At 37.7% G+C, this 20619-nt stretch carries 16 protein-coding genes; 10 read left to right on the forward strand and 6 right to left on the reverse strand.

From position 1 onward, the window contains the following. The first annotated feature begins 115 nt into the window (after positions 1–115). Entirely contained in the window at positions 116–1633 is a 1518-nt protein-coding gene (locus ND812_RS00085; protein ID WP_265373724.1) for an outer membrane beta-barrel protein, read from the forward strand. 4 nt (positions 1634–1637) lie between these two features. Continuing rightward, positions 1638–2111, forward strand: a complete 474-nt coding sequence (locus ND812_RS00090; protein WP_407658410.1) for a hypothetical protein — start codon at positions 1638–1640, stop codon at positions 2109–2111. A 95-nt stretch (positions 2112–2206) separates the two neighbouring features. On the opposite strand, the gene ND812_RS00095 is transcribed toward ND812_RS00090, so the two are convergent. Further along, positions 2207–2653 carry a hypothetical protein gene (locus tag ND812_RS00095; protein ID WP_265373726.1) on the reverse strand — a complete coding sequence of 149 codons (447 nt, stop codon included), beginning with the start codon at positions 2651–2653 and terminating at the stop codon, positions 2207–2209. 116 nt (positions 2654–2769) lie between these two features. On the opposite strand from ND812_RS00095, the gene ND812_RS00100 reads away from it, so the two are divergent. The 4 genes from ND812_RS00100 (at position 2770) to ND812_RS00115 (ending at position 7840) form a co-directional block, all read left to right on the forward strand. Beyond that, positions 2770–4809, forward strand: a complete 2040-nt coding sequence (locus tag ND812_RS00100; RefSeq protein WP_265373727.1) for a methyl-accepting chemotaxis protein — start codon at positions 2770–2772, stop codon at positions 4807–4809. Positions 4810–5046: 237 nt separating this feature from the next. Beyond that, positions 5047–5988: a cytochrome-c peroxidase gene (locus tag ND812_RS00105; RefSeq protein WP_265373728.1), complete on the forward strand. Its 942-nt coding sequence runs from the start codon at positions 5047–5049 to the stop codon at positions 5986–5988. Positions 5989–6344: 356 nt separating this feature from the next. Next, positions 6345–6926 (forward strand): hypothetical protein, encoded by a 582-nt coding sequence (locus ND812_RS00110; protein ID WP_265373729.1) that lies wholly within the window; start codon positions 6345–6347, stop codon positions 6924–6926. Positions 6927–6982: 56 nt separating this feature from the next. Further along, positions 6983–7840, forward strand: coding sequence for an LIC_13355 family lipoprotein (locus ND812_RS00115; RefSeq protein ID WP_265373730.1), 858 nt, complete (start codon positions 6983–6985; stop codon positions 7838–7840). 120 nt (positions 7841–7960) lie between these two features. Here the strand turns inward: ND812_RS00115 and secA are convergent, their stop codons facing one another. From secA to ND812_RS00130, 3 genes are read right to left on the reverse strand one after another with little or no spacing between them, the layout of a single operon-like run. After that, positions 7961–10720: a preprotein translocase subunit SecA gene (secA, locus tag ND812_RS00120; RefSeq protein WP_265373731.1), complete on the reverse strand. Its 2760-nt coding sequence runs from the start codon at positions 10718–10720 to the stop codon at positions 7961–7963. A gap of 10 nt (positions 10721–10730) precedes the next feature. After that, entirely contained in the window at positions 10731–11420 is a 690-nt protein-coding gene (locus ND812_RS00125) for a type 1 glutamine amidotransferase (protein WP_265373732.1), read from the reverse strand. Continuing rightward, positions 11417–11998: a TlpA family protein disulfide reductase gene (locus ND812_RS00130; protein ID WP_265373733.1), complete on the reverse strand. Its 582-nt coding sequence runs from the start codon at positions 11996–11998 to the stop codon at positions 11417–11419. The genes ND812_RS00125 and ND812_RS00130 overlap by 4 nt, the downstream gene beginning before the upstream one ends. A gap of 146 nt (positions 11999–12144) precedes the next feature. Between ND812_RS00130 and ND812_RS00135 the strand changes: the two genes are divergently transcribed. Next, the gene (locus tag ND812_RS00135; protein WP_108960852.1) at positions 12145–12618 is read left to right on the forward strand and encodes a DNA primase; all 474 of its coding nucleotides are present in this window, start codon (positions 12145–12147) and stop codon (positions 12616–12618) included. Between the two features lie 203 nt (positions 12619–12821). Beyond that, positions 12822–14048, forward strand: coding sequence for a 6-hydroxymethylpterin diphosphokinase MptE-like protein (locus ND812_RS00140; RefSeq protein ID WP_265373734.1), 1227 nt, complete (start codon positions 12822–12824; stop codon positions 14046–14048). On the opposite strand, the gene ND812_RS00145 is transcribed toward ND812_RS00140, so the two are convergent. Then, positions 14045–14224, reverse strand: coding sequence for a hypothetical protein (locus tag ND812_RS00145; RefSeq protein WP_265373735.1), 180 nt, complete (start codon positions 14222–14224; stop codon positions 14045–14047). The genes ND812_RS00140 and ND812_RS00145 overlap by 4 nt on opposite strands. A 134-nt stretch (positions 14225–14358) precedes the next feature. On the opposite strand from ND812_RS00145, the gene ND812_RS00150 reads away from it, so the two are divergent. After that, positions 14359–15831, forward strand: a complete 1473-nt coding sequence (locus ND812_RS00150; protein WP_265373736.1) for an HDOD domain-containing protein — start codon at positions 14359–14361, stop codon at positions 15829–15831. Continuing rightward, positions 15824–16606 (forward strand): ABC transporter ATP-binding protein, encoded by a 783-nt coding sequence (locus ND812_RS00155; protein ID WP_265373737.1) that lies wholly within the window; start codon positions 15824–15826, stop codon positions 16604–16606. The genes ND812_RS00150 and ND812_RS00155 overlap by 8 nt, the downstream gene beginning before the upstream one ends. Positions 16607–16648: 42 nt before the next feature. Here ND812_RS00155 and ND812_RS00160 read toward each other — a convergent pair whose 3' ends face one another. Further along, positions 16649–20377 carry a Cna protein B-type domain protein gene (locus tag ND812_RS00160; RefSeq protein WP_265373738.1) on the reverse strand — a complete coding sequence of 1243 codons (3729 nt, stop codon included), beginning with the start codon at positions 20375–20377 and terminating at the stop codon, positions 16649–16651. Positions 20378–20619 lie beyond the last annotated feature (242 nt).

The following is a 20619-nucleotide window of genomic DNA, read 5'->3' on the forward strand; positions in this document are numbered from 1 at the left end:
TCCTGATTTTCTCCCCTAAAATCAAAACCCCCCATTTTTTATTCCAATTCTAACCCAACCAATTGCCAACCTGGTACACAACTTGCACATCAAGTTCACATAGGAGAAATGGCAAATGAGAAATAAATACACTCTATTAGCGACGATCGTTGCTACCTTATTTTCCCAGGCTTCCCTTTTTGCTCAGACAAAAAAGGATAAAGATAAGCCTTGGTATGAGTTGGTAAATTTTTCTGGGTATGTGGATGTATACTATAACTATACTTCAAATAACCGGCAAGGGGCAACCCAAGATACTGCAGGAACATTTCACACTTACAACAAACAATTTGCTGTAAACGCTGTGAAACTGTCTATGGAAAAGTTAGCGGATAAGGAAAGCCCATGGGGATTTCGATTGGATATGCAAAATGGACAGAACAACATGTACCAAGAGCGTCCATACCAAACAACTAACTCTCTCCATAACATGCAATTGTTACAACAAGCTTATGTTTCAGCTTACTTCCCAGTCTTAAAAGGATTAACCGTTGATGCTGGTAAGATGGCGACTCACATCGGACTAGAGTTACTAGATTCGAAAGACAACATCGCTTACACCATTGGTTACGTGTTCTTTAACACAATCCCCTTTATCCATACTGGTGCGAGAGCAAACCTTCAAGTTAACGATCGTTTGTCAACCGGTTTTTACCTCTACAACAGTGCACAGGGAACTGGTTACACTGGAAATGGACAACAATTCGGTTACGTAGGAGTAACTCCTTACGGTGATGCGGCTGGTGGTTCAAGTCTAACAAGCACTCAACAACATGCTTATGCTGATGGTCCAAACCCAACTAGAGCGATTGGAACACAAGTTAAATATGATGTTGTTCCTGATAAATTCCAAGTTGTTTGGAACACATTGCAAGCTAACGACAACATCAAAGGAAGACAAGATAACAATCTTTATTACTTAGAACAAGTTACAGGAACTTCTTTTCCAAAACAATCTGCTTTCAAAACAGACCATTGGATGATCCAAAACTTGATTTTGATCTACAAGCCAACTGATAGATTGACAACAATCTTTGACTATACTTACGGTGAAAGAACTGGTCAAACTAACACAGCAGCTTTTGGATATGAGCCAGGCGGAATCACGAAAAAGAAGTTAGACGACAACTTGAGCGCTGGTCTTGTTCCAGATTTACCTGCGAACCTGACTGCACTTGGTATTAACCAAGACACAAATCTTTCTCGTGAAAACAAAATCAAAAGAATTTACCAAACATACCAAGTGCAAGCGAAGTATCAATTCACTGACTTCTTTGCTTTAGGTTTCCGTTTTGAGTATTTGGATGACAAACGATACGGTGGATCTCTTGTAGTAAACCCTCCATTGTTTGCTGTGACTCCTACAAACCGTTACGATCTTAAATTCCAAGATGCTATCGGTGCAAGAGCTACAAGTAACTATGGACAAATCAAAACTCTAACGTTCACTCCAACTTTTGATCTCACAGAGAACCTTCAAGTAAAAGTGGATTTAAGAAGAGATTGGGGTCCTGGCCAACAATTCGTAGATACATCTGGAAGACCAGCGTCACACCAAAACGGTATCATCGTTGGTATGGTAGCAAAATTCTAAGGAGATGAAAATGAATCAGAATAAAAAAACTTTGAAATCAAGTTTAATTGGAATCTCTTTGGCTCTTCTCTTAGCAACCAGCTTCGTTGGTTGCACAGAGTCAGGTGCTAAAAAGAAAGAAGATCCGAACATCCTACTTTACTTGGCTAATAATCCTAATAGCTTAAATCAAGTGCAAAGTATCTGTTTGGGAACTTATACAGCAGCGAACTCTTGTGTAGGAGGAACTGAATTCTTTAACCCTGGAATCGGATGTTCTCTAGTAAAATTGGAAGGAAAAACGACTGATGACTTGAATGCATTGAAAGAATGTGTCCTTAAAAAAGTCAATGATACAGTACAACCTTGCAACTTACCTCAGTTCAAATATGCTCTTGCACAACAAGCCCTTGCTGGTGCTTTTTCTGCATGTAACGCTTCGTATACGACAGCTGCCGGAACAACGGTAGATTTGACAGGATACCTAGTTTACAAATAACTCACTGACAGTCAGGAGATAACACTCCTGACTATTTCCTTCTCTCTTATCATTTCCTTTACTTGACGACCAGAAGAAAAATGAAGCGATACCCATTACGGTTTTTTATGTTCAACTCTCTCTACAAAGGACCTTCTAAAGATGACCGTGATTTCTTTATCGGGCAAAGACTCACCATCAAATTTACAAATAGGTCTTTTATAAATCCAATACTCTCTGTCTCCTCCCCTTTTGATTTCATCAGGTACACCAATGAACTCTTTTACAAAAATTCCATTTTTACCAGGAAGGGTATCCTTGATTTCCTTACGTAATTTGAGACCAGCCAGTTGTTCTTGTGTCAACTTTGCAAGATCTTCCTCACGTTTTTCTTCATCTGTTTGGATGTCTTTAACAGAGTTCGACATAAATTCTTTGCACTTTTGTTCATCTTGGAACGTTTTCATACAATTTTCAAAAAGGTTTTCTTGGTTTTTTACCTGTACAGTTTTTGCACACTGCAAAGAGACAAGTAGGATGGGAATGACTAGGGATTGTTTCATAAATCCTCCGTAGATCTTCTAAGAAATGAAAAGAGTAAAATTTTGGAAATCATTTATCCTTTTGAAATAAATTGTTATAAAAAATCGTCTGAACCATTAAAATGAGATTATCACTAATGAGATTTCTGTCAAAAATTTCTATCCAAAGTCGACTATTACTATTCCCTCTTCCTCTCATTGTTTCATTACTATTTATTTTATTTTTATTAGTCCAATCACAAAACGAAACCCTAGAATTTTCTAGAAAAGAACAACTTGGGTTGGTAATCATCCAACCTATTTCTGCAACATACCGAGAGGGTTTACGTAGATTAAAAATTGGGCAAGAGTCTACCAAGGAATTAATTCCTCTTCTTCAAGAGATCAAAAAACAAATCTTAGAAACTGAGATCATTAACATAAATGCAGATGAAGTAACTAATCTTGATAAATATACAAAAATGAATTCATTTGATCAGACTACCACACTCCAATTTCTAAATGAAACACAGGAACTATTATTAAAAGTTGGAGACCTATCAAATTTAATCTTAGATCCAGAAGTAGATTCCTATTACCAAATGGAAATCGTATTGTTCCGCGTACCATCCTTGTACCAAAACATTTCTTTGTTAAAGGAAATGATCCGAAATGAATACTTAGGTTCAAATGCAAAATCGAAAAGCTTTTCAGATGAAAGCCTTACAAAAGCCATCTTAACTATCAATGGAATTGAAGTAACTTGCAGAGAAATTAGTAAATCGTATAAAAAATCATATGACGCTACCCTAAAATACAAAAACGAATTGGAAGAAGTGAAAAAGAATGCAGAGATTTCTTGTTCCGAATACATAGGTAAACTTAAAAAAACTCTTTTACAAAATCAAATCAAGCCACCATCAGCTGAAATACTATTTACAACTATCCACGAAGGTACCACTATCGCAGCCAACATCCAGGAAAAATCAAATATCCTTCTCGGACAAATGATAAGCGACCGCGTGCAATTACTCACCTGGAAACGAAATTTTAACATCATTTTGGTATTCATTTCCTTACTGATATCTAGTGTTTTCGTATATTTTATCTTCAAAAGTGTCAATGATCCCTTAAAACAAGTACTTGTAAAAATAGACGAACTCTCAAGTGGTGAGGCTGATCTAACGAATAAATTACCAGACTTTGGGAACAATGAAATTGGGAAAATTACTTATTCTATCAATTTATTTTTAGAAAATTTAAACCAGATCATGAACCAATTGAAAATGTCAGTTAGTGAATCTGAAAAAGTATCATCAAAATTAAAACAAGATGCAATTTCTGTTTCTGATAACGCAACATCGCTTGCTTCTGTATCTGAAGAATCTGCAGCCTCGTTGGAAGAGTTGACCACATCTTTTGAAATTATGTTCGAATTCATCACGAATGAAACAAAGAATATAGTAAAAATTACAGAAGAAATGACAACGATCAAAAGCTCTATAGCAAATATCGAAAGGGCTCTATTGCAATTAACGGAACTTTCGGATCAATCAACGTCTCTTGCAAATTCGGGGAATAAATCGATACAAAATACCGATATAACAATGACTGAAATCCGATCTGTGACGAAGGAAATCACTGGGATCATTGATTTGATAACAGAAATTTCCGAAAGAACCAACTTACTTGCATTAAATGCAAGTATTGAAGCAGCGCGCGCTGGTGATGCTGGAATGGGTTTTGCAGTAGTAGCAGAAGAGATTTCAAAACTTGCAGACAAAACACAATCTTCAGTGAAAAGTATAAAAAAGTTAATCGATAAAAGTCATCTCGTTGTCAATGAAGGTTCCAGCCATGTTATGGAAGCTGTGAATGCACTGAGTGAGATTGTGGGTCAATCAAAACGGATGAATAATGCTGTTAATCATTTAAAAGAAGAAATGACAACTCAATCCAAAAGTTTACTGAGCGTTACAAGCGAACTCAATGGATTGGAAGAGATGGCGCGAACGATCGAATTCTCAAGTAGAGAACAGAAAAAAGCATCGGAGGATATGGTTAATACGGTGAATACATTATCCGGAAATGCCCAAGAACTTGCCAATAATTCAGAAGATTTAAACCAAGTGAGCCAAAAAATTGGAGACATTGCATCTAACATTGCCGTAATTACAAATACTTTTCGTACCCATTAATAAAGGTATTTTTTAATTATACCACCTAACGGATACAGGATTTTTTCAATTCTGAAATTTGTTTGCTAAAAAATTGTATGGATTCCCTTTTTGGTCATCATGGGATCCACTGTAACCAAAAAAGTCAATACTAAAGTAAACTTCTTAATTCAATTTTATATAATACTAACGTTCGTTTGTATTTTGAATTGTCAGAATTTCAAAGTTTACAATAATGAAAACAATCAATTTCAGTATTTGATCTCGATACAATTTTTTAATGATATCGCATTTGCTTCCGAACTCCAACAAAGAGCCAAAATTCAAATTGGTTCCCTTCCTAATTCTCCACCAGGTTCAGAAGATGACACAGAAGCAAAAATCAAATTGGGGAATAAACTATTTCGTGATATTAATTTGTCTGCCAATCAAATCCAAGCATGTGTTACCTGCCATCCCATTGATGGTAGATCTGCTGGTATGGATCGTCAAACAACTCCAAGAGGTACCTTTGGCCAACAGGGGAAACGGAATACACCAACAATTTTTAATGTTGGGTTTAATTCTGTACTATTTTGGGATGGAAGGAGAAATTCACTCTATGACCAAGCAATTGACCCATTTATCAATCCATTAGAAATGTCATTGTCATCGGAATCTGAACTGATACAAAAAATCCAGAATGATCCCTCTTATAGTCATTATTTTGTGAGTGCCTACCCAGAAAACCCAAACATCAATATACACAATGTTAGATTATCATTATCCGCCTTTGAAAGGAGTTTAGTTTCTAAATCAAAATTTGATGATTTTGTTATGGGTAACTTACTGATCTTCAATCGACAGGAACTGGAGGGACTGAATATTTTTTTAGAAGTTGGATGCACTAATTGCCATTCAGGATACCTGTTAGGCGGTAACAATCTCTCTAAGCTTCAATCCGCCATCTTATACAATCCAAATGATTTTGGTAGGTTTGAAGTAACAGATGATTCAAACGATCGATATTTATTTAAAATTCCAAGCTTAAGAAATGTTACTTTAACTCAACCATATTTTCATGATGGAAGTGTAACATCGCTTAAAGAGACAATTGAAAGGATGAATGAGTACAATTTGAACAGGCGATTGGCAAGTTCAGAAATGGATTTGCTGATTGTATTCTTAAAAACTCTGTCTGATAAAACTAAATCTAATTAAATCTATTGACGCAAAATAATGCACAGACAAATGTGACAATACCTTCAGGGAGGAAACAGGTGAGAATCCTGTGCTGACCCGCAACTGTAATACAGAAAATAGATAATACCTTTTTCTGTTGAGCCAGATCTTCCCCGCAATGTTTTCTCGTGGATTGGGAACTTTGCACACTTATACTCTTTATTTTCAATAGAGAGCATAAAGGGGCCCCGAAGGAAAATTCGGGGCACCCGTATGGAAAACAAAACTATTCGATTATTATCTTTAGATTTGGTATACACATGGATACACTCATGTTGTATCGACTTTCCGTTTCGCGTTCCCCTAAATTTCAAAAAAGATTTAGGAGAATCTAAATGAAAACTTTAATCAAACTAACACTCGTGATGTTATTTGCACTAGTGATTTCAGCATGTGCAGATACTGGCAAAGTAGACAAATCAGTTGCGGACAATAATCTAGCATTAGGTTTATTAAAAACCGTTGAGTCATCGTCAAGAGAAGCTGGGCAAATTGAAATTAGAGGAACATATTTGCAAGCAAGTTGTTCTGCTGGTTCTTGCAATACACCGGGCTCCAATACGGTTACAATCCAATCCAATTTTGGAACTACAACTGGATATTTATATGTAGATTATGTAAATGGCGCCGGAACGTCAACTTACAGAGTTAATGCAGAAATTGTAGAATTTAGCAATACCGATCGAGTTTTGTATTACAAACCTAAAAATAGCGCAAATATTTCTGCACTCATATGGACGATTACAGATGCGAAAGAAATTTTAATTTGTGATGTATTTAATGGCAAACCAACGTTAGCTGAAACTAAAACAGACCTTAATTCAAGAAAAGCATCAGGAACAGTTTATACTTCGAATCCAAAGTCTGCTGGATGTAATGGTTCCTTTGCCTTCAATTTTCTAACGAGAACTTTTTAAGAAACAAAATTTTGCCTTCATTATTATATCGAATGAAGGCATATAGGAGAACCAACTTGGGAAACTACCAATTAAAATCAGTCCTATTAATATTCATACTTACCTTTCCTTTTTTACAATGTAAAGAAGAGGAAAATAAAAATGATATTCTATTATCGTTACTCGCAATTCCAAAGGTAAATAATTCTTCTGGAATTCCATGTCCACCAACGTCTCTACCGACTGACGTCCCAATTGCAAATACAGTTGTCTCCGCCAATTCAACTGTGAGTGGATTTAACAATCCGACGAAAGCGATCAATGGCATCTGTGGTGGCGGAGAGTTTTCTGGATCCCTAGATGTATATGCCTTAAATTTAACGGGGCCAGGTGCTAGTTTGATTTTATCTTGGGCAGGAAAAACAGTTAAGAATGTAATTGGTATTGATTTTATCGTCTATGAAAATCCATTCAGAGTTTCAGAATCTAGCAATCGTTATGCTTTTGATCCAATGGTAGTACAGGTTTCTTTTAATGGAACCGAATACTGTGGATTTGATCTAAGCGGTTATAATCCGAGTGTATCTGATAGTAATAAAATATCATCTTGGCCTGGTTTTGCGGGACTTCGACCAGTGATTTACAATATGGCCACGAAACCCTTTACTTTAAATGAATTATTTACTCCAACAGGGAACGGATTTTTGTTAGGTGGTGGAGATGGCTTCAATTTAGATGATCTAATTGTTGGCGGACCAGGTGCCAACTGTGATTCATCTGCTCGATCAATGATTCAAACCAATGGATTTAAATATATAAAAATGATTTCCGCATCAGGTGTGACGAACCCAAACACAGGGAATGGATACACCTATCCACATTCGTATGACAATGGATCTGATATAGATGGTGTTGTTGCAAAATATATAGAATAAGGGTATTTTCAATTGGTAACCTCAAGTAATCTAATTAGAAAGTAATTAGATTACTTGAGTTTTTTTTAGAGATAACAAGAGATAATTTGAATAGGATGGAATACTTCCCAATCAATAATCCTAACGCTTGTTACGGCGGCTAGACCTTCTCTCCGAACCTCCACCAGAACTAGTGGTTGAAGACACTTGTGGTTTTGTTTTATTGGATTTTAACTCGTTGCCGAACATGTCCACTTCTGCTCTTTGTTCTTGCCCAATTTTTTTGTACTCTTTTGGCGAAGAATCATCTTGTTTTTTATCCGAATCAGTTACTTCAATTTTTAGTAAAAAAGAAACTACTTCGTTTTTAAGATTTTCAACCAGTTGATCAAACATCTTAAAACCTTGCAGTTTGTATTCGATGAGTGGATTTTTTTCACCATATCCAACAGTCCAAATCCCTTCTTTTAAATGGTCCATTGCATATAAGTGTTCTTTCCATCTATGATCTAAAATATCTAGGAAAACATTCCTTTCAATCGATCTCCAAATATCATCTCCAATAGAAGAAACTTTATATTCGTAAAGTTCTTTTACTAATTTAGATACAACTTCAAATACTTTTAATTGTGGATTAGATTCTTTTTTGAAATCTTTTACTTCTATGGTATGCTCGATGCCTAAACTTTGTAACCACTCATTGAGAGACCCTATTTCCCAAGCATCAACATTATTACCTTCACAATATAGAATTACTTGGTTTTCCACGACTTCGTCAAAAAAATCAACGATGGTTTTGGACATATTTCCTTTGTCCAATAATTCGTTACGAATCCCATAGATATATATTCTTTGGCGGTTCATAACATCATCATACTCTAACAAATGTTTCCTGATATCAAAGTTGTGGCCTTCGACTCGTTTTTGTGCCCTTGCAATTGCATTGGAGACCATACTGTGTTCCAATTCTTGACCTTCAGGCATTTTTAAAGTGTCCATGATACGTGCGATACGATCAGAACCAAAAATTCTCATCAAATCATCTTGTAACGATAAATAAAATCTTGAGGATCCTGGATCACCTTGTCGACCTGACCTTCCACGAAGTTGGTTATCAATCCTTCTTGATTCATGTCGTTCAGAACCAATGATATGAAGACCACCTGCTCCAATGACAAAATCATGGTCTACTTTCCATTTTTTTGCATCTGTTAAAATTTTGAGACATTCTTTTTTGATTGTTTCATTTCGAACGTCCGCAATTTTTCCTTCTGCTTCATCAAACTTTTGTTTAATGAGACATTCACGAAAACTATAGATTACTTCTAATTCATTTTTGTTTTTGATTCCTAATGAATCGCATTTATCATCTAATTTTTCTAAATCATCTTTGTATTTAGGAGCACCACCAAGAACAATATCTGTTCCCCGACCTGCCATATTCGTAGCAATTGTGATGGCTCCTGGTTTACCAGCGTTGGCTACAATTTCTGATTCTCTTTCGTGTTGTTTTGCATTTAAAACGTTGTGTTGGATTCCATGTGAGAATAATAGTTTAGATAAAACTTCCGATTTTTCAATTGAAATTGTTCCAACTAACACCGGCTGTTTCCTCGAAACTTTTTCTTGGATATCTTTTACGACTGCATCAAACTTTTCTCGTTCCGTTTTGTATACACGATCAGGTAAATCTTGACGTTGGATTTTTAAATTAGATGGAATTACAATGACATCTAGGTTATAGATTTTTTTAAATTCCTCGGCTTCCGTATCAGCTGTTCCTGTCATACCAGCTAGTTTTTTATAAATGCGGAAATAATTTTGGAAGGTAATGGATGCTAATGTTTGTGATTCACGTGCAATGGGAACACCTTCTTTAGCTTCCAATGACTGATGCAAACCATCCGAGTAACGTCTTCCTTTCATAAGACGGCCTGTAAACTCATCAACAATGATCACTTCACCATCTTGCACTACATAATCTTTGTCTTTAAAAAAGATTTTATGTGCTTTTAGAGCCTGTTGTACGTGGTGTACAAGCTCAATATTCTCAGCGTGGTATAGGTTTTCCACTTCCAATAAGTTTTCCACATGATGAACACCAGCTTCTGACAAAATTACATTTTTTGCCTTTTCATCAATCTCGAAGTCTTCTCCTTCGATTAACTTAGGAATGATTTTATTTACCTTCAGGTATTTGTCAGTGGATTCTTCTGCTGGACCTGAAATTATGAGCGGGGTTCTTGCTTCATCAATTAGGATAGAGTCAACCTCATCCACAATGGCAAAGTTATGTTGTCTTTGGACACGGTGTTCTTTGTAACTCACCATATTATCACGCAAATAATCAAAACCAAATTCGTTGTTAGTTCCGTAAGTTATATCGGAATTATAGGCCACTTTACGTTCTTCGTGATCCATATCATGTTGAATGACACCAACAGACACTTTTAAAAATTCAAAAACAGGACGCATCCAATTCGCATCCCTCTTCGCCAAATAGTCGTTAACGGTAACTACATGTACTCCTTCACCAGAAAGTGAATTGAGATAAATGGGAAGTGTAGATGTCAATGTCTTACCTTCACCAGTTTTCATTTCAGAAATATTGCCCCAATGTAAAGAAATTCCACCCATCATCTGAACATCGAAATGGCGCATACCTAATGTACGATACGCAACTTCTCTTACAGTCGCAAATGCTTCTGGTAAAATATCATCAAGAGTTTCCCCGTTTGCCAATCTTTCTTTAAACTTAAGTGTTTGAGAGGAAAGTGTTTCATCGTCCATCGCTTTGATTGAAACTTCAAATGAATTGATTGCTTCTACGATTGGATTGAGCCTTTTTAAATCTCTTTCGTATTTGCTACCGAATAGTATAGTTAAGATTTTTTGAAACATGTATTGTCCGTTATAAATTTATAATATTGCTAAATATGATTTTGGCATTTTCTTCCATGATTTTCTGTTTAGAATCGATGTTAGAAAAATCTCCATTGCCCTTAGAGATAAACTCCCTATGGACATTTTGCCAAACTTGTAACATTCCCAACGTTGGTTCTAAATGAGTTTGGAAAGCGAAAACTTTGTTTTTGTATGAAAACATTTGGTTTGCGTAAAACTCACTGGCAAGTAAATGATCGGCACCAACAGGAATATCAAAAATATCTTCGTGCAAATGGAATGCCATGATAGATTCTTTTTGAATTCCAGAAAAGATAGGATGTTCTGGTTTTAAAATTTGAAGTTCGGAAAAACCTGTTTCCGGACCCTTTGTTCCAGGCCTCACATTTGCACCTAATGCCCGTGCTATGATTTGAGACCCCAAACAAACTCCAATTAATTTTTTATTGGGTAAAGAGATTACATTTTCAACAATTTCGTAATATGGTTTAAAAAATTCCTGTTTATCAGGATCGGCAACTGACTGCGGACCACCTAACATGACTATCAAATCAAAATTCAAATGAATCTCTGGCATCAAATGGACACGAGAATCATAAGCATTATGGTAACTGATACGATATCCTTTTCCTCGTAAAAGTGGTTCTAAAATTCCAGGACCTTCACAATCAATGAATCTGATAATCACTGCTCTCATATAGATTCCATTCCGAATTGGTAACGAAAGAAATTGAATTTAGGATCTTTCTCTATCGTTTCTTTTGTTGTAAGCTCCGAGATTGAACCTAAGAAGTTATAATACAATCTCAATGGTTTTGTTTCGAAAAGCAATGTTTCGGGTGTTCCTGTCACAAGGCCACCTTCTTTTACTCGAAAAGGTTTCTTCATAAAGATGATAGGAATTTGGATATTACGATTTTTGATTTCAACCTTCATTCTTTCTTTTGCCAATTGGTACACTTGACCAAACGGAAGTTCGTCGGTGACATCAGGAACAATTTGGTATGGATCAACGACCATATAAATTGCTTTTGTAGGAAATTTGTTTTGGATTTCGGCGTATAATAAATTCAATGCGGGAATTTCTTTCCAACATGGCACACAGTCTGGAGAATACACATTCATTGCAATTTGGTCTTTTGCCAAGTTTGCAAAGGTGATTTCTTCCCCATCTGCGGTGACACCAACAAACGAAGTTTCTCCGTAGTAGGAGGATTTCGCAGGTGCGCAAGTAATGAGACATAAACTAATCAATAAACTGAGGGGGGTCTTCATAAATCCCATATTTTGGACGGTCCATCCCCATGGTTTGGACTAGGAGAACGTCTGTAAAGTCCGTTTTCGAACTTTCCCTTGACATATGACCCGCATGCCCCACTCTGGTCTAACGTTCCACTCTCTTCCCCAGGAATTTATAAAAAATGAGCCAATCACAGAAAGAAGACTTCGATATCGTATCCTTAATAGAACTTTGCCGGGAAAAAAAATACGAAACATGTGTGGCCGGTTTCAGTGCGATCGACAAAATCGAAAAAATCACTCTTCCTAAAAAATTAAAAAATCGTAAACTCACTGTCCAAGCACTTTATGCACTCACAAACGACTTAGTGCAATGGAAATACCTTTCTTCCGAAGAAAAAGCACTCCTCCAAGCAGAAAAAGACAAACTTGCAGGTGTCACATCCACTGCGGGAACATCATTTGCTCCTCATGCAGAAGAAGACATCGAAGAAGATTTTATCCCTGAAGAAGAAGCTAAAAAACCAGAATTTGAAGATGGTTATGAAGATGAATTTGGTGATGATACTGAAGAGGAAGAAGAGGATGATGACGACGATGATTTCGACGACGACTCTGATGACGAAGAGGATTCAGATGAGGAAGAAGAGGATTAGAGGTTAGCCCCATTCCTCTACATCCCCTCTTTCAAAACAACCTTCTCTACAACTTCCAAACCCCCGATCAATTTTATTTACACTCAAAAGTCTCCCCTGAAAAGGAGGCTTTACGATTCTTAAACCAAATCCAATCAGATTCCATTCCCATCATTCTGGGATTAGGTGCCTTACATTCTGTTCGTTCCCTTGTTTTATCACCTATGGGCCAACCAGTTGTCATTGTTTGGGAACCACTGCCTGAGGTATTTGAACTTCCCGCATTCCAAACAGAAATGTTAAAACTTTCGGGAAAAGCCAAAGAGAATGGTTTCACTTTGGTTCTTGTCACTGGCGTTACTCCAAATTGGAACGAAATCAAAGAAAAACTATCTGTCTCTACTCGCGAAAAAGTACCAACCAATGTGAAATGGACTTTGTATGTGACACCGAGTTATGAGCGTTATTTCCCAAATTTGATCGAAGATTGCCGGAAAAACTTTCTTTCCCAGTTTCAATCGCAAAACACAAATCAAAATACAATCCAACACTTTCGTAAAGTATGGACTCATAATTATTTAAAAAACAAAGTGACCATCGAGGAAACAAAAGCATCCATCCATTGGTTTCAATCCTTTCGCGGAACTAACTGCAATGTATTATTTTTAGGAGCCAGCCCAGGTCTAGAACGGAACATAGAATCGATCAAAAAACACCGTCATACCTTCACATTATTTGCTAGTGATACATCAATTGGTTACCTTTTAAAACATTCCATTCTTCCCGATTATATTCTTTCCTTTGATTCTGGAAGAGGCACTTTGTATCATTTTTTAGTTGATTTGCCGACCTCAATACCCATTATCACTTGGTTAGGTGGTTCTCCCTATATATTTGAACTACCGAATCCAAAAATTTTAGTCAATACAGGCCATCCTTTGGACCAAATTGTATCTTTTTATTTTGAAAATGAAAAGGGTTTCCATTGGCCACATATACAAAACCCAAGTTTAAATTTACTAGGTATGATGATATCCATCACAAAGGGAATATTGAATCGGAATTTAGTTTTAAGTGGTGTGAGTTTTGTATCAGAATTTGGGAAGTCACATTGTGGTGGCACCGGATACGAACGATACTATTTACCTCAGTTGCATAGAAAACAAAGTATGGAATCTTTCACCAAACGTCTGTATTCTGGTGTTAGAAAAGGAAAAAATCAAAAGGTGTGGGATGAATTGTTATCTGCAAAAACATCAGAGAACATTCAAAATTATTCAGAGTTAACAGCATTCAATACAAACAAACCATTCGAACAAACGGTAGAACTCAATTCATTTCAGGGTTTTCCCCCAAGGATTTCCGATTTGGCTAAGTGGGCAAACCAAGACCAATCTGGTATCATCCATTCCAAAACTCTCAATGTTTGGTTGCGGTTTTCACTAGGTTAAGCTCCGAATAGAATCGGTATTTCTTGTAAATTCCATTCAGCGCGTTCACGATTCGCAGGGATCCTATCAAATCCTTTTGTTTTTTTGGCTTTTCCCTTAGGTCTTTTCTCTAAGTCTTCTAAGATTTTTTCCAACCGTTCTTCCATCATCAAATGTAAATTCATTTGGTCTAACATATCCATTGTGTTTTCCTCCACTGATGAATACAGATTACCAGATGGGGGGGACAAAATAGAAACCGCTTTGGAAAAAAATATCTATTGCCTCCAAAGGAATTTAATTTATAAGAGTGTAACGGGAAAAATCATTTGTGAATTTTAAAGATATCATTTCTCAATTAGAAACTTCCAAAGAATCCAGAATTAATTTTTATTTTGTGACTGAAGAACAAAATCAGGAGATATACGCATTACTTGTCCATGTAATGGGGTATATGGACAAATTATATTTAGTGGAAGTCATTTTCACAGTCCTTAAAGAACTCCTAATGAACGCCAATAAGGCAAATGCAAAACGTGATTACTTTAGTCGTGAAAAATTAGACATCCAAAATTCCACTGATTATGCAAAAGGGATGTCAAGGTTCCAAGAAAACATCATCATGAAGTGGAACGAACAATTAGAGCGGTTAGATGGTGGAAATTATTACATAAGTTTACTCATGAAAGTGGAAGGAAAATCCATTCACTTCGCCGTTGAAAATAACGCACCCATCACAAAAGAAGAATTATCAAGGATCAATCGTCGCATTGAAGTCGCTAAAAATTACAATGATTTATCCGATGCATTCACTGATGTTTCCGATAGTACCGAATCAGCAGGTTTAGGATTAGTACTGATCCAATTACTTTTAAAAAATTCTGGAATCGGTTCTGATAAATTTAAAATATTTACAAACGAAAAAATAACACGCGCTACACTCAGCGTTCCTGATGTTACAACTCCAGTCGAAATCCAAACAGACCTAAAAACTAAGTTATTAAATGAAATAGATGGCCTTCCTCCTCTACCACATTCATTGACCAAAATCATCCAACTCTGCAACAATCCCGATTCAGACCTTCATATGATTTCACAAGAAATTGAAAGAAATCCTGCATTGTCTGCTGATTTACTCAAACTTTCCAATTCTGCTTTTTTTGCGAATCGCAGCCAAGTGAGTTCCATTTTACAAGCAGTGAAAGTAGTTGGATTAAAAAACCTCCGTAACCTTCTTTATGTTTCTGGTGTTCGAAAGATTATGGATGGCCAGTACGGCAAAATGATGGATGTGTGGGAACACTCCAGCCGTTGCAGTTATTATGCACGTTATCTAGCAACAGAAAACAATCATACCAATAAAATTGCGGATATCATTGCCGTATGTGCACTGTTACACGATATAGGAAAATTTTTATTGTTATCTGTTGATAGAGGGTTTTTCAAAAAAATTGAAACCTACCAAAGAGGTGCTGATTCCGGAAACTCAACTCTTCTAGAAGAGATGGCAATTGGACTTAGCCATCCACAACTTGGTGCATTACTTGCTGAAAAGTGGGAATTTCCACAAGACTTACGTGTTGCGATTGAATACCACCACAAACCATTTTTAGCTCCACCAGAACTACGAGATCTGGTCGAAGTGATCTACATGGCCAATATGATGGCAGATTTCCATGAACAGAAAAAAGGGTTTTATGCCATTGACAAAAACTTGTTAGCTAAGTTTAATTTAGACAACATCGATGTTTTTTCAGCAGCGGTGAATAAGGTAGAGGTATTGTACAAAAAAACGAATGAGTGAGGTGGTACGGTTTCAGTCAGTTTCGTTTGTTAGAAATGATAAAACCATTTTACAGGATGTCAACTTTTCACTCTCGCAAGGAGAGTCCTTGGCAATCGTTGGGCGTAATGGAGCCGGAAAAACAACACTCATCAATTTACTATTTGGTTACCTATGGCCTACATCAGGGAATGTTTCAACTTTTGGTGAAACATATGGTGACACACCCATGGCTCCCTTACAAAGTAAAATGGGCATTGTCCAACCAGGACACCAGGAAACTTTACTACAAAGACTCACTGCATTTGAAATGGTGCTAACAGGTGTAATTGGAACTTTAGGTTTGTACAAAGAACCAACATCGGAACAATCAAAATCTGCATCCTTATTATTAAAATCAATTGGTTTAGAGAATAAAGCCCACCAACAGTACCAAACACTCTCTTCTGGTGAAAAAATGAAGATTCTCTTGTTACGTGCGTTTGGTGAAGGAAAAGAATTACTGATATTGGATGAACCTACTGCTGCTCTTGATGTGACAGCGAGAGTAGATTTTGGCCGATCGTTATATTCATTAAAACAAAACAATCCGAAACTCACAAGAATTCTGATCACACATCGAATCGAAGAAATCCCAGAAGATTTTCATAAAATTCTTTTGTTAAAAGAAGGACAGGTTTTGGCTTTTGGAGAAAAACAATCCGTTTTTACGGATGCAAATCTTTCAAAGTTGTATGATTTAAATCTCGCTGTAAGCGAAAAAAAAGGACAGTATCAACTTACTGTCCTTTCATAATGTTACACTCTATTTGCTAATGATAAGACGATAAATCGCTCTCTATTGATACATCGATCTTTCAATGAAATTGGTTGCTTTACAACTTCCAACCCCAACATCAGTGACAGATTTGTCTTGTGCAATACAGAATAGTTTCCACCAACGATTGGAATAGTTTGGTGCGATTGAATAATTTCTCACTTCACCAACACTTCCCTTGAAGATTCTAACCGTTGCGCCAGAGATTCCCATACTTGCTTCACCTGACCAGTTATAAACGCTGTAATAACGATTTGGTTGGTTCCATATAGAACCTTGCACTGTAATGGTTTCTGGACCATATCCAGTTGTGATATCATAGTCCAAACTTCCATTCCCTGCACCTAACGGAGTTTTATTGTTCCATACGATGCGGTCGTTGGCTTGGTTTCCATATTGCATGTGTGAATCCAAATCTCTTGGTTTTGCACCCCAAGAGAGGACAACTCTCATCTCGTTATCACCAAGGATTGGTGTGACTAAAATGTTTTGGTTAGCTGGGGTTTCCGATCCAGCGGAAACAACGGTTCTGTAAGTTGTGGAATAGTTTTCTTGGATAGAAGTACAATCACCACGTTTTCCAGCACCTGATACTTCGAGAGTATAGTTTCCTGGAGGAACTGATGGAATGGCATAGGACCCATCCGTCGAGGTTTTGACAGCTGGAATTGTCACTCCATTGGCATCAATCGCATAAGGGCCCGACTTCACATTCACACCTGGACGGATACGTGCTGTTAGGTTACAAACTCCCGTATTGTAAAGGGCAGATAAAGCTCGACCAGAAACTGTTCCACTCGTTTGGCTTCCAGGAACAAAGGTAATGATATCAAAGTTAGTTGTTACATCCGCTTGGATGTCTACAATCCCTTCTACGGTTTGGTATCCAGCCGATACAAATCGAACTTTCCAACGACCCGCATTGATATTAAAAATTGTGTATTGGCTTGAATTTGAGAAAATTGTAGAGCCAGTTGCGATGGATGCTGGTTGGACACCTGCAGATGGACGTAATGTTCCTCCATTTGGATCTACAATTTCCAAAGAATAAGTTCCAAGGAAAGCAAATCCACCAGGAGTTCGCACTGATCCAGAAAGGTTTCCGCGTCCGTCATTTGTAATCACTGGAGTGTTCACAACAACAGTTCCGCCACCTGTTCCTACTTCGACTGGGAAGTATGTGGTGATTCCATTTTTTTCGACTCGTAAATGGTAAGAACCTGGGGAAAGGAAAGGAAAACTATAACTACCGTTTGCTTGGGAAGAAACAGATCCAACTGTTTGGTCATTACCAGCAGTTCTTGTGGAAGAGACCGAACAATTCGGAGCATCAAACCCACCAGAGCAGTCTCTTTTCACATCTGGAGTGAAATTTCCACCAACTAACCGACCCAATGTGATCGTTGCCCCACTGACAACGGAAGTTGAAACCGCATCGGTAACAACACCAGTGACTGTTGCACGTGGGCTATGGAGGACAACACCATTCAATTGGTAAACAACAGGATTGGAAGCGTATAAATTGGTTGCAACTGATGAAGTGTCAACACGAAGGCTATTAGAGGACAAGTAACTAGACTGATACGATGGAGCCACTCGGTCCACAACAATGATTTGGTAAGAACTTTGTCGGAAATTGTAATCGGTTCCATCAATGATGTCGACAGAAGCTGTATTATCATTCGCACGTGCAACACTCGGAGTCGTTGCGAGTGTCGTTGCGGATCCAGTTCCCAATTGGTAAAGCGCATAGGTTACTTTTCCTGCATCATCATTTGTGAAAGGAGCTGGTAATACTTGTGGTAATGTCACAACATAAGAACTACCACCAAAACTAAATTGGCCAGAGTTTGTTGTTGTGATGTGAACAAGTGATGCACCTGCATCATTCGTATTTCCTAACATCACAACATACAATCCAGATTGAGTTGTATGGAGTGAGTTTGCGTTAGGTGCAGCATCCCGAACCGAAATGGACCCGGCAATCTGCGATCGAGTAGCGATTGAAGTCATCGAAATCGTTCCTGCATTGTACGTTGCGCCATTTAGGCTCACTTGTAATGGATTCGAAGAACAAGGAGTCGGATGATTGCCACAATAGTTTTCAAATCCTGGTGCAGAAATATAATATGCCCAAAGTCCACTCGCACCTAGGAAGGACACTTCTTTGGAAGTTGGATTTACTTCATAAACCTTGTTTGCATATGTTTGGTAAGTCCATGGACCATTCCCTTGCACATTTGCCAAACAAGAAGCTGTTGGATTGATAGCACAGGAACAAATAGAACCCGTTGGATTCAATGCACAATTTGTCCCTGCAACGGCACTTAAGGATTCAAGAATCCAAAGTTTGATTGCATTCCCTAAAATTGCATCATCTTTCAAATAGACAATATTAGATGGTGCTTGGTTGGCAGATGGTCGAACGTTGATCACAGCGCCAGCAACATGGTCATTATTTGCATCTTTTACATACCCAACCACTAAGGATGGTTTTGCAACAATGAGAATTGGATCATTTATAGTTACAGATTTTGTACCACCATTAGGAGCTGCTGTGAAAAGAAAGGATTGGGTGACTGTGTAAAAAGAAGGGTTAGAAACTTCTAAATAATAGACTCCATTTGTTAATTCAAATCCTTCGATGGAGAAATTTCCATTTCCTGTGATTTGAACTGTTTGTAAAATCGCACCTTGCTCATTTTTTAGTTTGATGGTAAAAACGGAAGTTTGGTCATTCGACAATGCTCCGTTACGAATCAGTCCAGAAAGTAAAAGATCACTTTCTGTTGCCGCCATCCAAGGTAAATTGGTAACTCCTAAATCAATGACAGCCACTGTATTTGGATTGGTACCAGGAAAGGTAAAATGTACACTTTCTTGTGTAGTTGCATAAGGTTGGCCAGAAACTACAACAGAATCTCCAACATAAACAATCGTATAATTTCCGTTAGGGAGGGGACTTATCGAAATCACATATTGCCCATTGGCATTTGTAATCCCCGTCCCAACTGTGTTTCCATTGGAGTCAAGGATATTCACCACAATCCCTGCTACAGGTCCAGATGGAACTGTTACCCCACCACCAGAAAATCCAGGGCTTGTGACAACACCTGTGAACTGTGCTGGTCCTTGGGCATAATACATTCTTTCTGCAAGTAAATTGCCTACATTCACTAAGGTAAATGGAGTTTGTGTTGGGTTATACACATATGAAAAGTCTTGGTAGGTATAATTTAAACCATAACCAGTGTTAATGAGAACGCGATAATTGTTATTAGGAAGATCAGCTAAGTCAAATTGGAAACTTCCATTTGCTTCTGCAAATTTTGCGGCAACAAGTGTGCTTACATCCCCATTCGCTACTTCGATGCGGACAGAAATTAAAGTGAGATCAACACAATTTGGAATGGCAGGTGCTCCAGGATTACCACAGATCACATTGGCAGGAACTCCTGCCACCACTGGAACAATCGAACCAATGACTCGTGCTGGTCCATGGTTTGGAACTTCTTGTTCGGAACCATTACTCGGAACTTCATCCGGATCTGTGACGATGATGGAACCACCAGAAGGAGGGAGGGGAACACCGTTGGAATCGGGAGGGAGATCAGTTTGTCCACTGTTATCAGAAACGGCACCGCCGGTACCTAACAACAACCAGAATGGCATGGATTTTTTCTTACGAGAACAACCCACGGAGACAACAGAAATGAGTACGAGAATGGTGAACAACCCTCGAACGCGCATAGACTTACCCTCTAATCAAATTCGCTTTGTGGCGTTTTGCCACTTCCTTTCAAATGACTTCGGGAAATTCCTAAGAGCTCCCAAAGTGTACCATTTGTAGTCTGTTTTCGTACAGAAAGCAAACCTTTTTTAGGGGTATCGGATAAAAATTTCCATTTTCATCGCTTTTGAGCCAAAAATAGACAGGAAAATGAATTTCGATTGCCCATTCCTTTCCGCCACAAAGCCTACTCCTAGCGAAA

The organism is Leptospira limi (genome assembly GCF_026151395.1).
In the GTDB taxonomy this organism is placed as follows: Bacteria; Spirochaetota; Leptospiria; order Leptospirales; family Leptospiraceae; genus Leptospira_A; species Leptospira_A limi.

What these genes read in the sequence shown, in the direction of transcription:
- ND812_RS00085 (WP_265373724.1), top strand. Translation starts at nt 116, where the DNA reads ATGAGAAATAAATACACTCTATTAGCGACGATCGTTGCTACCTTATTT.
- ND812_RS00140 (WP_265373734.1), top strand. Translation starts at nt 12,822, where the DNA reads ATGGGCCAACCAGTTGTCATTGTTTGGGAACCACTGCCTGAGGTATTT.
- ND812_RS00110 (WP_265373729.1), top strand. Translation starts at nt 6,345, where the DNA reads ATGAAAACTTTAATCAAACTAACACTCGTGATGTTATTTGCACTAGTG.
- ND812_RS00095 (WP_265373726.1), bottom strand. Translation starts at nt 2,653, where the DNA reads ATGAAACAATCCCTAGTCATTCCCATCCTACTTGTCTCTTTGCAGTGT.
- ND812_RS00155 (WP_265373737.1), top strand. Translation starts at nt 15,824, where the DNA reads ATGAGTGAGGTGGTACGGTTTCAGTCAGTTTCGTTTGTTAGAAATGAT.
- ND812_RS00090 (WP_407658410.1), top strand. Translation starts at nt 1,638, where the DNA reads ATGAAAATGAATCAGAATAAAAAAACTTTGAAATCAAGTTTAATTGGA.
- ND812_RS00125 (WP_265373732.1), bottom strand. Translation starts at nt 11,420, where the DNA reads ATGAGAGCAGTGATTATCAGATTCATTGATTGTGAAGGTCCTGGAATT.
- ND812_RS00130 (WP_265373733.1), bottom strand. Translation starts at nt 11,998, where the DNA reads ATGAAGACCCCCCTCAGTTTATTGATTAGTTTATGTCTCATTACTTGC.
- ND812_RS00160 (WP_265373738.1), bottom strand. Translation starts at nt 20,377, where the DNA reads ATGCGCGTTCGAGGGTTGTTCACCATTCTCGTACTCATTTCTGTTGTC.
- secA (WP_265373731.1), bottom strand. Translation starts at nt 10,720, where the DNA reads ATGTTTCAAAAAATCTTAACTATACTATTCGGTAGCAAATACGAAAGA.
- ND812_RS00145 (WP_265373735.1), bottom strand. Translation starts at nt 14,224, where the DNA reads ATGTTAGACCAAATGAATTTACATTTGATGATGGAAGAACGGTTGGAA.
- ND812_RS00135 (WP_108960852.1), top strand. Translation starts at nt 12,145, where the DNA reads ATGAGCCAATCACAGAAAGAAGACTTCGATATCGTATCCTTAATAGAA.
- ND812_RS00100 (WP_265373727.1), top strand. Translation starts at nt 2,770, where the DNA reads ATGAGATTTCTGTCAAAAATTTCTATCCAAAGTCGACTATTACTATTC.